General features: G+C 74.4%; 11 protein-coding genes and 2 pseudogenes. 7 read left to right on the top strand and 6 right to left on the bottom strand.

The annotated features are described in order from the left end of the window. Positions 1 to 4: 4 nt before the first annotated feature. Positions 5 to 892: an NmrA family NAD(P)-binding protein gene (locus HF526_RS00310; RefSeq protein WP_211176568.1), complete on the top strand. Its 888-nt coding sequence runs from the start codon at positions 5 to 7 to the stop codon at positions 890 to 892. A 41-nt stretch (positions 893 to 933) separates the two neighbouring features. Further along, on the top strand, positions 934 to 2,271 hold the full coding sequence (locus HF526_RS00305) for a serine hydrolase (protein WP_169379147.1): 1,338 nt from the start codon (positions 934 to 936) through the stop codon (positions 2,269 to 2,271). On the opposite strand, the gene HF526_RS00300 is transcribed toward HF526_RS00305, so the two are convergent. Beyond that, complete coding sequence (locus HF526_RS00300) at positions 2,214 to 3,179, bottom strand: alpha/beta fold hydrolase (protein ID WP_211176567.1); 966 nt, start codon at positions 3,177 to 3,179, stop codon at positions 2,214 to 2,216. The two genes, HF526_RS00305 and HF526_RS00300, sit on opposite strands and share 58 nt — an antisense overlap. A gap of 198 nt (positions 3,180 to 3,377) precedes the next feature. Here HF526_RS00300 and HF526_RS34905 point away from each other — a divergent pair, with 198 nt between their 5' ends. The 3 genes and pseudogenes from HF526_RS34905 to HF526_RS00290 all read left to right on the top strand — a co-directional run bounded on the left by HF526_RS34905 (position 3,378) and on the right by HF526_RS00290 (position 4,394). Continuing rightward, positions 3,378 to 3,614, top strand: a complete 237-nt coding sequence (locus tag HF526_RS34905; RefSeq protein ID WP_239028128.1) for a hypothetical protein — start codon at positions 3,378 to 3,380, stop codon at positions 3,612 to 3,614. Then, positions 3,611 to 3,910, top strand: a pseudogene (locus HF526_RS37255) (wax ester/triacylglycerol synthase domain-containing protein); the annotation flags it as partial. The gene HF526_RS34905 and the pseudogene HF526_RS37255, both read left to right, overlap by 4 nt. A gap of 16 nt (positions 3,911 to 3,926) precedes the next feature. Further along, a complete protein-coding gene (locus HF526_RS00290) occupies positions 3,927 to 4,394 on the top strand; it encodes a wax ester/triacylglycerol synthase domain-containing protein (protein WP_239028127.1) in 468 nt (155 codons plus the stop codon). Here HF526_RS00290 and HF526_RS00285 read toward each other — a convergent pair whose 3' ends face one another. Together HF526_RS00285 and HF526_RS00280 are read right to left on the bottom strand one after the other, a co-directional pair. Next, positions 4,395 to 6,551 (bottom strand): molybdopterin-containing oxidoreductase family protein, encoded by a 2,157-nt coding sequence (locus tag HF526_RS00285; protein ID WP_211176566.1) that lies wholly within the window; start codon positions 6,549 to 6,551, stop codon positions 4,395 to 4,397. Between the two features lie 38 nt (positions 6,552 to 6,589). Further along, the gene (locus HF526_RS00280; RefSeq protein WP_169379146.1) at positions 6,590 to 7,555 is read right to left on the bottom strand and encodes a zinc-binding dehydrogenase; all 966 of its coding nucleotides are present in this window, start codon (positions 7,553 to 7,555) and stop codon (positions 6,590 to 6,592) included. Between the two features lie 86 nt (positions 7,556 to 7,641). Here HF526_RS00280 and HF526_RS34900 point away from each other — a divergent pair. Continuing rightward, a pseudogene (locus tag HF526_RS34900) lies at positions 7,642 to 8,592 on the top strand (LLM class flavin-dependent oxidoreductase); the annotation flags it as partial. A gap of 11 nt (positions 8,593 to 8,603) precedes the next feature. Here HF526_RS34900 and HF526_RS00275 read toward each other — a convergent pair. The 3 genes from HF526_RS00275 to HF526_RS00265 all read right to left on the bottom strand — a co-directional run bounded on the left by HF526_RS00275 (position 8,604) and on the right by HF526_RS00265 (position 10,933). Further along, entirely contained in the window at positions 8,604 to 9,896 is a 1,293-nt protein-coding gene (locus tag HF526_RS00275; protein ID WP_338051188.1) for an MFS transporter, read from the bottom strand. Next, a complete protein-coding gene (locus tag HF526_RS00270; protein WP_169379145.1) occupies positions 9,893 to 10,543 on the bottom strand; it encodes an FCD domain-containing protein in 651 nt (216 codons plus the stop codon). Before HF526_RS00270 ends, HF526_RS00275 begins: the two co-directional genes overlap by 4 nt. 84 nt (positions 10,544 to 10,627) lie before the next feature. Beyond that, complete coding sequence (locus tag HF526_RS00265; RefSeq protein ID WP_169379144.1) at positions 10,628 to 10,933, bottom strand: hypothetical protein; 306 nt, start codon at positions 10,931 to 10,933, stop codon at positions 10,628 to 10,630. Positions 10,934 to 11,144: 211 nt separating this feature from the next. Between HF526_RS00265 and HF526_RS00260 the strand changes: the two genes are divergently transcribed. After that, on the top strand, positions 11,145 to 12,773 hold the full coding sequence (locus HF526_RS00260) for a hypothetical protein (protein ID WP_169379143.1): 1,629 nt from the start codon (positions 11,145 to 11,147) through the stop codon (positions 12,771 to 12,773). Positions 12,774 to 12,847 lie beyond the last annotated feature (74 nt).

The following is a 12,847-nucleotide window of genomic DNA, read 5'->3' as shown; positions in this document are numbered from 1 at the left end:
CCTGGTGATCGGGGCGACGGGGTTCGTGGGGCACCACCTGGTCGAGGAGCTCGCGGATCTGCGGGCGCCGAACGCCGCGATGGTCCGGGTGCCGGCCCGGGCGCAGGGGCTGCCGTCGACCACCGGCTACGTCGTCGGGACGCTCGACGACCCGCCGGCGGTCGACGTGCTCCGCGACTTCGACCGGGTGTTCCTGATGAGCCCGACGCACTCCGAGCAGGTGGCTCTGGAGACCACGTTCATCGACGCGCTGGTCGCGGCGGCGCACCGCCCGCACGTCGTGAAGCTCGCCTGGGACGGCTTCGACGACCCGGCCTGCCGGGTCCGGTTCATGCACAACCACCGGCTCGTCGCCGAGCACCTGGAGTCGACCGGGCTGCCCGTCACCTACGTCGCGCCCAATCTGTTCATGGAGAACCTGCTGGACCTGGCGGACACCATCCGGGACGAGGGCCTGCTGTCGGCCCCCGCCGGGGAGGGCCGGGCCGGCTTCGTGGCCAGCAGCGACGTCGGCGCGGTCGCCGCGCGGGCACTCACCGTGGACGACATCGCCGCCGAGGACGGCACCATCCACGTCGTCACCGGGCCCGAGTCGCTGAGTTTCGACGACGTGGCCGCCCGGATCTCGGCGGTGTTCGCCCGGGAGGTCGACTACGACGACCAGCCCGTCGAGGAGGCCCGGGCCGCGCTGCGGTCGCAGAACCATCCGGAGTGGCACTGCGAGGGCATGCTCGAGCTCTACGACTGGCTGCGCCACGGCGGCTGCGACACGGTCACCGAGGACGTCCCGGCGGCCACCGGGGAGGACGCCCGGCCGCTGCAGGACTGGCTCAACGAACTGCGCGGGGCGTTCGTCGGGCGACCGCAGACGATCTCACCGCCGAAGTTCTGACCGCCGGGCCCGTCCGCCGTGGCCGGGCTAGCGTGCGCGATGTGATCGAGCTGCTCCCCGCCACCGCCCGCACCCTGCTCGCCCGCACGGCCCGCGCCCAGCGCGACGGCCGCGTCCCGTCGCTGGTCGCCGGGGTCGTCCGGGACGGTGCCCTGGTGTGGTCGGCGGCGCGCGGTGGCCGCTTCGCCGATGGCGACTCATCGCATCGCGACGTGCAGTACCGGCTCGGGTCCATCACCAAGACGATCACCGCGATCGTCGTGCTGCGGTTGCGCGACGAAGGCCTGCTCGGTCTCGACGACGCGCTTGAGAAGTACCTGCCCGGGACCCCGCTGGGCGACCGGACGGTCGGGCAGCTGCTGTCCCACCTGGCCGGTGCCGGTTCGGAGAGCCCCGGCCAGTGGTGGGAGCGTACGCCGGGTACCACGCTGGCGGGGCTCGGGCTCTCCGACGCCGACGTCGTGCTCCCGGCAGGGCGCCGGTTCCACTACTCCAACCTCGGATTCGGGCTGCTCGGCGAGCTGATCGCGCGGATCCGCGGCCGGTCCTGGGACGCCGTCGTCACCGACGAGGTGCTCGCCCCGCTCGGCATGTCCCGCACCACCACCCGTCCGTCCGGCGCGGCGGCGCAGGGGTACGCGGTGCACCCGTGGGCCGAGGTGCTCCAGCCCGAGCCGGAGCACGACGCCGCTGCGATGGCCCCGGCCGGGCAGCTGTGGGCGACCGCCGAGGACCTCGCCCGGTTGGCGACGTTCCTGCTCGGCGACACCGGCAACGTGCTCTCCGCCGACACCCTGGAGGAGATGACGCTGCCGGCCGGGATCGACTTCTCGGTGCCGACCTGGTCGTCCTACGGGCTGGGGCTGCAGGTGCAACGCACCGAGCAGGGGTCGGTACTCGTCGGGCACGGCGGGTCGATGCCCGGGTTCCTCGCGCTGCTGTGGGTCGACCGCGACGAGGGCACCGGCGCGATCGCGCTGGCCAACACCACCAGCGGCCTCGACGGCGGGCTGGCGGCGGGCCTGCTTGCCGACCTGCGCGCCGCCGAACCGCGCATCGTCGACGCCTGGGCGCCGAGCCCGTCCCCGGTGCCGCTGGAGCTGCTCGGCCCCTGGTACTGGGGCCCGTCGCCGTACGTGCTGCGGGCGATCCCCGGTGGTCTGCTGCACCTGGGCGGGCTCGGCCGGCCCGGTCGGTCCAGCCGGTTCCGCCCCGGGCCGGACGGTACCTGGATCGGGCTGGACGGCTACTTCGCGGGCGAGACACTGCGGCTGGACCGGGTCTCGCTCACCCTCGCCACGTTCGTGTTCACCCGGACCCCTTACGACCCGGCGGCCCCGGTCCCGGGTGGCGTGGACGAGGCCGGCTGGCGCGCCTGAGCCGCGCGCCGGCCGGCCGCCGCACCCTCCCGCTCGAGCCAGTCCAGGACGAGCTCGGCGGTGCGCCCGGGCACCTGCAGCTGCGGGACGTGCCCGACCCCGGGCAGGACCTCGGTGCGCCAGTGCGGGTTGCGTGCGGCGGCCCGGCGGGCCGCGGCCACCGGGACGAGCCGGTCCCGGTCGCCGTGCACGAGGAGCACGGGTGCCGGGACCGCGCGGGTCACGGCCCAGTAGCGGTGCACACGCACCCCGAGGCGGACCAACGAGCGACCCGCCTCCAGCACGGCCCGGTCCGCCCCCGGGACGCTGCGGCGGGCCTCGACCATCGCGACCGTCTCCTCGACGAATCCGTCCGGTACGGCGTGCTCGTCGAGCCCGCACAGCTGCAGGGTCTGCCGGACGACGGTGCGCGCGTCCATCCAGCGACGCCGCCCGGCCAGCGCGCGCCCGTTCAGGCCGGGGGTGGCGAGCGCCAGGATCGCCCCCGCCACGGCGGGGTCGATCATGAACGGCGGGGCGGGCGGCAGCGACGGGTCGAGCAGCACCAGCCCGCTGACCGCCTCGGGGTGCGCGGCCGCGGTGAGCAGCCCGATCGTGCCGCCCATCGAGTTGCCGACCAGGATCACCGGGCCGCCCGCGACCTCCTCGACGAACCGGTGCAGCACCTCGGCGTTGGCCTCGACCGTGGCGGAGCGGCCCGCGGGCGGGCTGTAGCCGAACCCGGGCAGGTCCAGCGCGTGCACCCGGGCACGGTGGCGCAGCAGCGGCGCGAGCAGCCACCAGTTCAGGTGTGACCCGCCGAGGCCGTGCACCAGCACGAGCCGGGGCCCGCCGACGGGTCCACCGAAGTCGACGTGGTGCACCGGACCGCCGAGGTCGGCGGTCGCACCCCGGGCCTCAGGCGGCACCGGAGTGTTCCCGGAGCGGCGCCGGGCCGGGCATCCGCGGGGGCATCGGCCACCTCCGTGCAGGTCAACCGGGGTATGACCCACCGGCTTCCGAGCATCGATGGTAGGCACGCGTGGGGCCCGAGGTCGCCCGCCGGACGGGGCCTTCGGCCCTGCCCGGAGCGGAGTACCGGCGACGAACCCGGCCAGGAGGTACCCATGACCCGGCGCGTCATGTCCGCCCAGGACAGCCTGTGGTTGCGGCTCGACCGCCCGCAGAACGTGCTCGCCGTGGTGTCGGTGATGTGGACGCAGGAGCTGGTGCCACCCGGCGCCCGGTTCCTCATCACCTGGTCCGGCGTGGCCGAGGGGGCGGCCAAGGGGGCCGCCGACGCCGGGGTGCACGAGGTGTTCGAGCCGGCCGCGCGCTCGAGGTCATCGAGCGGGACCGGGTGACGGTCTTCGAAGGCGTCCCGGCCGAGGTGATCGACGAGTTCGAGCGCGAGTTCGGCGTGGTGATCCTGGAGGGCTACGGGCTGTCCGAGACGGCGTCGACGACCACGTTCAACATCGGCGCCGAGGAGCGCCGGTTCCGGGCCCACCTCGCGGGACGGCTGCCGCTCATCCCCCGCTACCGGCTGAAGGCCCGCGCGGTGCCACTCGACCTCGGCGCCCCGGTGTGGGTCGACGACCTGCACTTCGCGCCGGACCGCCACCTGGTGCGCACCGCGCTACCCGCACCCGGCGGGGACGCCGAGCTGCGCGCTGATGGGCCGGGTGATGTCACAGCGGCTGGACCGGGACCGCCCGCTCTGGCAGTACTGGCTGGTCCAGGGCCTGGCCGGTGGCCGGTGGGCGCTCGTCTCGAAGGTCCACCACTGCATGGTCGACGGCATCTCCGGCACCGATCTCCACAACGTGGTGCTCGACCCGACGCCCGCCCCGCGCGCCCCGGTGCCCGACCTGATCGGCGCGGTCATGCTGCTGGTCGGCGGCGACACCGCGCTCACCGGGATCCAGAACCTGACGATCATCACCGCAGCCCCGTTCGCCGTCGTCATGGTGCTGCTGTGCGTGTCGCTGGCCAGGGACCTGCGCAGCGACCCGCTGGTGCGCCGCGACGACCGCACGGTCCAGGCCGTGGAACAGGCGGTCGAGTACGGCATCGAGCACCACGACGACGACTTCTTCCTCAACGTCAAGCCGATGTCGGAGGAGAACGGGTCGGGCCGGTGATCACGCCCGCTCGACCTGCACCCGGTTGTCGTTGAACACCGGCGCCGCACCGAGCGCGGTGAGCCGCTGCGACGTCGTGGCCTGCGCGCCCGGCCCGTCCTCGTGGTCGCGGCACCACCAGCCCGTCGGCGCGACGGCCACCCCGGCACGGGTGTCGTCGCAGACGCGCAGCGCCGCGACGAACGCGCCGCGGTCGTTGAACACCCGCACCCGCTCGCCGTCGTCGAGGCCGCGCTCGGCCGCGTCGGCCGGGTGCAGCACCACGAACGGCGCCGGGTGCGCGCGCCGCTGGTGGCGCTGGTTGGCGAACGTCGAGTTGAGGAACAGGTGCAGCTTCGGGGTGAGCAGCGCCAGCGGGAACCGTGCCGCGAGGTCGGCGTCGAGCACCTCCACCGGCGGGTCGAAGTGCGGCAGCGGGTCCACGCCCCGCTCGATGAGCTCCGGTGCGCTCAGCGCGAGCCGCCCGTCGCGGGTGCCGAACCGGCCCAGCGCGTGCGGCAACGACCCCTGCCCGAGATCGATCTTGACGAATCCCCGGTGCCGCAGCGCGTCGAGCGTGATCCCGCCCGGGGCCCCGGCGAACAGCGACGCCATCATCTGCTCGTCGGTCTCGGCGAAGCACGGGTCGTCCAGCCCCAGCCGGGCGGCGACGAGCCGGAAGATCTCGGTGTTGGGCTTGGCCTCGCCCACTGGCGCGATGGCGGGCTCGTTCCACGTCAGGTAGTGGTGCCCCCAGGACCCGACCGCATCCAGGTGCTCGAGCTGGCTGGTCGCCGGCAGCACGACGTCGGCGTGCCGGGCGGTGTCGGTGAGGAACTGCTCGGCGACCACGGTGAACAGGTCCTCGCGGCGCAGCCCCGCCAGCACCCGGGACTGGTCCGGCGCGGCCTGGGCCGGGTTGGCGTTCCAGCACACCAGCGCGGCGACGGGTGGGTCGAGCACCGGGTCGGTCAGCACGTCCCCGAGCCGCGACATGTTGATCCTGCGGGCCGGCCGGGTGCGCAGGTCGGGGCGGGCCAGCGCGGTGCGGCTGATCAGCCGCGCGGTGGCCACCGGCAGGTAGGAGAAGCCGCCGCCGTCGTGGCGCCAGCTGCCGGCCAGCGCGGGCAGGCAGGAGATCGTGCGGTACGCCATCGGGGCGCCCTGGTGGCGCTGTGCCCCGACGCCGAGCCGCAGCAGCGACGGCTGGCTGCGGGCGAACTCGGCGGCGACGCGCCGGACCGTCGCCTCGTCGACCCCGCACGGCGCGACGTGGTCGGCCACCGACCGCGACCGCAGCCGCTCCAGCAGCTCGTCGAAACCGGTCGTGTGTGCCCGGCACCATGCCTGGTCGACGAGGTCCGCGTCGAGCAGCGCGCGCATCATGCCGAGCGCGAGCGCGCCGTCGGTACCGGGCACCGGCGCGATGTGCTCGTCGGCGAGCCGGGCGGTGCGGCTGCGGAACGGGTCGATCACGACGAGCTTCGCGCCGCCCCGCCGGGCCGCCAGCACCAGCCGCCACAGGTGCGGTGCGGTGGACAGCGGGTTCCAGCCCCAGCACAGGACGTAGCGGGCGTTCGGCCAGCGCTCCGGGTCGACCTCGGGTGAGGCGCCCTGGGTGATCGTGGTGCCGGCGATCCCGGCGTCGGCGCAGATGGTGCGCACCAGCTCGGTCGCGCCGAGCGCGTTCATCACCCGGCCGCTCATTGAGTTGTTCTGCAGCAGCCCCATGGTGCCGAGGTAGCTGTAGGGCAGCACCGACTCGCCGCCGTGCCGGTCGATCGCCGAGCGCAGCCCGGCCGCGACGGCGTCGAGCGCCTCGTCCCAGCTCGCCCGCCGGAACTGCCCCGACCCCTTCGGCCCGGTGCGCAGCAGCGGGTGCAGCAGCCGGTCGGCGGCGTAGACCCGCTCCAGGTAGTCGCTGACCTTGCCACAGAGGAACCCGGCGGTCACCGGCTGGTCCGGATTGCCCCGGACCTCGACCGCGCGGCCGTCCGGGCCGACGGTCACGAGCATCGCGCAGGTGTCCGGGCAGTCGTGGGGGCAGGCCGCTCGGACCACCCGCGGTGCGTCGACGCTCACAGCAGCGACCATCTCCCGGCCCCGGCGCAGGGTCAAGGCCCTGCGTTCCGAGGTCAGCGGGCGCGCAGCCAGCAGGACCAGCAAGGCCGCGAGCACCGCCCCCGACGACGCGGACCGGGACGAGCGCCCCCGGATCAGGGCTCCAGGACGACCTTGCCGGTGACCTGCCGCTCGTCGAGGCGGGCGATCGCCTCGGCCGCCTTCTCCATCGGGAACGTGGCGCTGATCAGCGGATCGAGGGCGCCGGAGGCGAGGTGCGGGGTCAGCTCGCTCCACTGCTGCGCCACGTAGCCGGGCCGGGCCAGCGCATAGCCGCCCCAGGCGACCCCGACGACGTCGATGTTGCCCAGCAGCAGCCGGTTCACCCGGACCGTCGGGATGTCCCCCGCGGTGAACCCGACGACGAGCAGCCGGCCGAACGGGGCGAGGCTGCGCAGCGAGTCGGTGAACCGGTCGCCGCCGACCGGGTCGACCACCAGGTCCACCCCGTGGCCGCCGGTCAGCTCCTTGACCGCGTCCTTGAAGCCCTCGACGAACACGGTCTCGTCGGCGCCGGCGGCCCGTGCCACCTCGGCCTTCGCCTCGCTGGACACGACCGCGATCACCCGCGCGCCCAGCGCCCGGGCGAGCTGGGTGACCGCGGTGCCGATGCCACCCGCGGCGCCCTGCACCAGCACCGTCTGGCCCTGCTGCAGGTGGCCGCGGGCGAGCAGCGCGAAGTGGGCGGTGAGGTAGTTCATCGGCAGACAGGCACCCGCGGCGAAGGACACCGCGTCGGGCAGCGGCAGCACCCGATCCGCGTTGACCGCGGCCACCTCTGCGAACGCGCCGTAGCTGGAGAACGCGGCGACCCGGTCACCGGGGCGCAGCGGGGAGCCGTCCGGGGCCTCCCGGACCACCCCGGCGAACTCGGAGCCCAGTACGAACGGCGGGTCGGGCTTGTACTGGTAGAGCCCCTTGGTCAGCAGCACGTCCGGGAAGTTGACCCCGGCCGCGCGGACGTCGATCAGCGCCTCGTTCTCGGCCCGGCCGGGCTCGGGCACGTCGCGCACCTCGACCGCCGCCGGCCCGTCCAACCGCACCACCTGTACCGCGCGCACCGCGACCCCTTCGTCGATCCGAGTTGTCGTCCCATCCTGAACCACACCGGCGCGTACCACGCTGTCGGATCCGCCTGCTGCGAGCGATGATCGGAGCCGACGTGGCAACGACGCCGCGGGGCGAGGAGCAGCGGATGAAGTTCGGCGTGTTCGACCACATGGACCGGGCGGGCGGCGAGGACGACGGGGACGGCAGCGCGATCGGGCGGCAGTACGCCGACCGGCTGGCCCTCGTCGAGGCCTACGACCGGGCCGGGCTGTACGCCTATCACCTCGCCGAGCACCACGGGACCCCGCTCGGCCTCGCCCCGTCACCGAGCGTGTTCCTCGCCTCGGTCGCGCAGCGGACCAGCCGGCTGCGCTTCGGCCCGCTGGTCTACGTGCTGAGCCTGTATCACCCGCTGCGGCTGCTCGAGGAGGTCTGCATGCTCGACCAGCTCAGCGGCGGGCGCCTCGAGCTCGGCATCGGCCGCGGCGTCTCGCCGATCGAGCTGGGCTTCTACGGCGTCACGCCGCAGGACGCCGCCGAGCTCTACGCCGAGGCCACCGACATCCTGCTGCGCGGGGCGGGCGCGCCGCGGATCAGCGCCGACGGCCCGCGGTTCCCGCTGCGCGACGTGCCGCTGCAGCTGGTGCCGGTGCAGCGCCCGCACCCGCCGCTGTGGTACGGCGTGGCCCGCCCGGAGACGGCGCGCCGGGCGGCCGGACGGGCGATCAACATGGTCTGCAACGGCCTGGCCGCCGCGGTCCGTCCGCTGACCGACGCCTACCGCGCGGCGTGGGCCGGGGACGCCGGGCTGCCGCTGCTCGGGATGAACCGGCACGTCGTCATCGCCGACACCGACGCGGAGGCCCGTGACGTCGCCCGGCCCGCCTACGAGCTCTGGTTCGCCCACCTCACGAAACTGTGGCGCCAGCACGGCATCGCCCTCCCGCTGAGCTTCCCGGCGTCCTTCGACGAGGCCCTGGCCGCCGGGTTCTGCCTGGTCGGATCGCCGTCGACGGTGCGGGACGCGGCGCTGGCCCACACCGCCGAGGCCGGGGTGAACTACCTGCTCTGCCGGCTGGCGTTCGGGGACCTGCCGAGGGCGGTCTCGGAGCGTTCGGTGGAGTTGCTGACCACCGAGGTGATCCCCGCGTTCCCCGCCGAGGACGCCGGCAGCGACGACCCGGGCAAGTGGGACCGCGACGACCGAGCGATCACCGCGGTGCCGGCCAGCGCGATCAGCACCAGCCCGGAGAGCAGCACCGGGTAGCCGGCCAGCTTCGACAGCACCGCGAGCGCCGCCGGTAGCAGGAACCCCACGTAGGCGAGCGCGTAGTAGACCCCGGTCAGCCCGGCGAGCTCGTCGGGCCGGGCGAGCCGCTGGATCTCCAGCAGCCCGGAGACCACGGCGATCCCGTAGGCCGAACCGAGCACGATCGCGGCGGCCAGGGCGAGCCACGGCGAGCGCACGCTCGCGGCGACCACGCTGAGTGCCAGCCCGGTCGACATCGCGATCATGGAGACGATGACGGCGCGGGCGTCGGTGACCCGGTCGAGCCGCTTGGCGATCGGCTGGACGAGCGCGCCCGCACCGAGCGTGCACACGGTGAGCAGCGTCGAGTAGGCCAGCCCCCAGGACCCGAGCCTGTCCCCCACGACCTGCGGCATGATCGCGTAGGCGACGCCGGACGAACCGAAGACCCACGGGGCCATCGGCAGCACCACCCGCCGGAACCGCGGGTGGCGCACGGCGGGCACCGCGAGTCGCCCGGCCCGGCCCGGCCCCCGGGTCTCGACGCACCGCGGCAGCACCAGCAGCACCCCGACCGTCAGCGCCACGTGCACGACGTAGGGCAGCACCATCGGCCAGGGCCCCCACTGCGCGAGCACCCCGGCCACCCCCGCGCCGAGCCCGAAGCCGACGGTCAGCGCGAGCGCCGCCCGCCGGGCACCGGTGCCCGGCCCGGCGTCCGGGTCATGGGGCGGGTCGGAGAGCTCCTTGACCCAGGTGGAGCCGACGGCCATCGCGACGGCGACCGCCACGCCCGTGACGAACCGGCCCAGGAAGATCGGGACCGGGCCGGTCTCGCCCAGCGCCAGCAGCCCGCTGGCCAGCAGCGACGCGACGGTGCCGGCCATCATCACCGGCCGCCGGCCGAACCGGTCGGACAGCGCCCCGACGGTGAGCAGCGCCGGCACCAGGCCGACCACGTAGGCGCCGAGGAACGCGTCGACGGTCAGCACCGAGTAGCCGGCCGCGTCCCGGTACATGATCAGCAGCGGGGTGAACTGGTTGCCGCCCCAGCCGCAGCAGAACATCGCCGCCGCGACGACGAGCCAGGAGCGGGACCTCACCGGGCCACTCCCGCCCGGTGCGTGCCGTCGAGGTGGGCGCGCAGCGCGTCGGCGAACCCGGCCTCGTCACCGGCCTCGATGATGTCGGCCAACGCGGCGTGTTCGCGCAGCACGACCGCGACCTGGTCGGGGTTCGGGCCCAGTGCGTGCATGCTCATCCGGCGCTGCCGGTCGGCCAGAGTGGCGTAGAAACGGCTGGTCAGCGCGTTGCGCCCGGCCGCGACGACGGCCCGGTGGAACGCCTCGTCAGCCTCGGCCACGGCGCGCAGGTCACCGGCCGCGGCGTGGCCGCGCTGCACCTCGAGGACCGCGCGCAGCTCGGCCACCGCCGGCGCCACGAGCTCGGGCTGGCGCAGCAGCCGCCGCACCGCCGCGGTCTCGAGGGCCTCCCGAGCGTCGAGCACGTCGTCGGCCTCGCCGGGCGGGACCGGCACGACGATCGCGCCGCGCTTGGGGATCAGCCGCAGCAGCTCCTCGGCCTCCAACCGCAGGAACGCCTCGCGCACCGGGGTCCGGCTCATGCCGAGCCGGTCGGCGATGTCGCCCTCGCTGAACAGGTGCCCGCCGGGTAGCTCGCCGGTGAGCACGAGTTCCTTGGTGACGGCGTAGGCGCGGTCGGCGGCGGGGGGCTGCTCGGGAGGCGGCACGGACCGACCGTAGCCCTATGGATGCAACCTTGTATCTATGAGGTTCGCGACCCGCTGGACCGGCGGTTCGCGAGCCCGGGCCGCTCAGGCGGGAACCCCGTCCCCGTAGTCGACGGTGTACGGCGTACGGGTCAGCTCGTCGACCAGCGCGAGCAGCCGGCCGTCGAGCCGCTGCTGCACCCGCTCCAGGCCGTCGAGCTCGCAGGCCAGGCCGAGCGCCCGCTCGGGGCTGCCCCCGTCCAGCGCCCGGTCGAGCTCGGTGCGCAGCGACGCGATGCGGCATCGGCAGTTGTCGGAGGTGTCGGCGTGCGTCGCGAGTCGCGCGCGCTGCTCCGCGTCGATGGTGGCAGAGACCGATGCGACGAGCTGTTGCAGGCGGTGCGGGTGCACGGCGACCTCCTCGGTGGCGGGTCGACCAGCGCCGACGCCGAAGGTGTGACTACTGACACATAGACGTTAGAACGATCACGCCCCGCAGCGGAAGGGGTTCACCCGCCCCCCGCGTGAACGCCGAGATCAGCGGGCTGCCAAGGTGGACCAAATGCGCCTGGTCTTCGCGCCTCATGAACATGAGGAGTACAGCGTCGTCCGGGATCGCCTGTTGACCGCTGTTCTGGCCCGTTCCCGGCGATGCGGTCGCGAGGTCGATCCCGCGCTGGTGGCTGCCGCCCTGGACTACAAGCACGGGGTCGACGGCCGGCTCGGGCACTGGACCCGGGCACACGTCGCCGACGCGCTCGCCGTCTGGTTCCCGCGCACGGTGGCGGTGGCCGACTCCGACTGGGCCGAGATCCCGGCTGCGCTGCACGCCCTGATCGCGCTGCTCGCCGAGATGGACCACCTCGACGCCCGCTCCGCGGCGCCCGCGGAGCTGCACGCCCAGGTCGACGACAGCACGCCCGCGCTGTTCGACGCGCTCGCCGACGAGCGCAACTACGACCTGGGCAAGTTCTGGGGCATGCAGATGATGCGCCACGGCGTCGACAAGAGCGACGTGCTGGCCCTGCAGCGGTTCCTGGAGCAGGCCCGGCGCGGCGAGTTGGACATCGACCACGACGTGCTCGACGCGATCATCCAGGAGGAGGCCCGGCGCGCGGACGCCGAGCGCGACACCCCGCCCGACCTGGGCCCGGTGCTGCTGCCGACCGCGGCCCAGCTGGTCACCGCGGCGGAGAACAGCGTCGCGCTGGATCAGCTGCGGGCGTTCACCCGCTGGGTGCGTGCCGGGCGCCGGCTGACCAAGGACGGCCGGCTGTGGCTGCGTGACGCGCTCGCCCTGGCCGACTCGCTGGGGCTCGACCAGTTCTATCGCGACACCGCCCGGACCGCCGACGACCTGCCCGAGATCTCCCTGCTGATGCACTGGGCGCGGCAGGCCCGGCTCGTCCGGATCGTCCACCGGCGGCTGGTCCCGGTGAAGAGCGCCGCCCAGCTGCTGCACCGGCCCATCGAGCTGTGGCGCCGCGCGTTCGAGGCCCTCGGCAGTCTCGGTGAGCACTTCGGCGGCAGCAATGTGTTCGGCTCGCCGTCGCTGTTCAGCATGTCGCTCGGCGACGCCTTCCCGATGTTGTGGCTCAACCTGTACGCCGCCGCGGGCGGACCGGTCCCGGTGGAGCTGTTCCACCGGCTGGTCCGCGACGCGGTCAACGAGCAGTTCGGCTGCGTCGTCGACGATCTGGCCGGCGACGTCGAGCAGCGGCTCTGGCGCCGCGACGTGACCGCGTTGCTCGATGCGCTCGAACTGCTCGGGGCCGTCGAGCTGGAGGAGAGCCACGACCACGCCCACCTCGCGGAGCTGGCCCGGCGCGACGACCCCGACCCCACGGTCGTGTCGCTGACCCCGATCGGGCTGTGGGCGTGTCACCAGCTGCTCACCGAGCAGGGGCTGCACGCGCCCCTGGTCGGCGAGCTGGCCGACGAGGACATCGAGTACGTGTGCGTGCGGATGTCCAGCTGCCGCACCGAGGTCGCCGAGGCCGAGCTCGCCGCCTGGGTGAAGGCGCGCGACTCGCGGACCGCGGCACACGAGCTGTCGCGGTTCCTGCGCCGCACCGACGAACCCAGCCACCGCGACCTGGCGCTCTACGCCCTGGCCCGGACCGGGGAGGGCGGCCGCGAGGTCACCCGGCGGGTGGAGGAGCGCGGCGTGCGCCGGCCCGGCGGCGTCCACTACCCGGTTCCCCGTGACGGCGCCGAGCCGGTGCCGGTCGCCCGCTCCGGCCCGCGCTGACCGCCAGGCCCGCCCCGCACCAGCCCGTCCTCGTCTCCGGAGGTCGAGTTGCGCCGCCGTTCTGGCCTCGTCGG

The sequence above is a fragment of the Pseudonocardia acidicola genome (genome assembly GCF_012911935.1).
GTDB lineage: Bacteria > Actinomycetota > Actinomycetes > Mycobacteriales > Pseudonocardiaceae > Pseudonocardia > Pseudonocardia acidicola.
The sequence above is the reverse complement of the archived record's forward strand: the minus strand, read 5'-3'. Positions and strand labels throughout refer to the sequence as shown.

Bases quoted from the DNA above. Each gene is read 5' to 3' on its own strand.
- HF526_RS34905 (WP_239028128.1), top strand. From the start codon at position 3,378: ATGACCCGGCGCGTCATGTCCGCCCAGGACAGCCTGTGGTTGCGGCTC.
- HF526_RS00290 (WP_239028127.1), top strand. From the start codon at position 3,927: ATGGGCCGGGTGATGTCACAGCGGCTGGACCGGGACCGCCCGCTCTGG.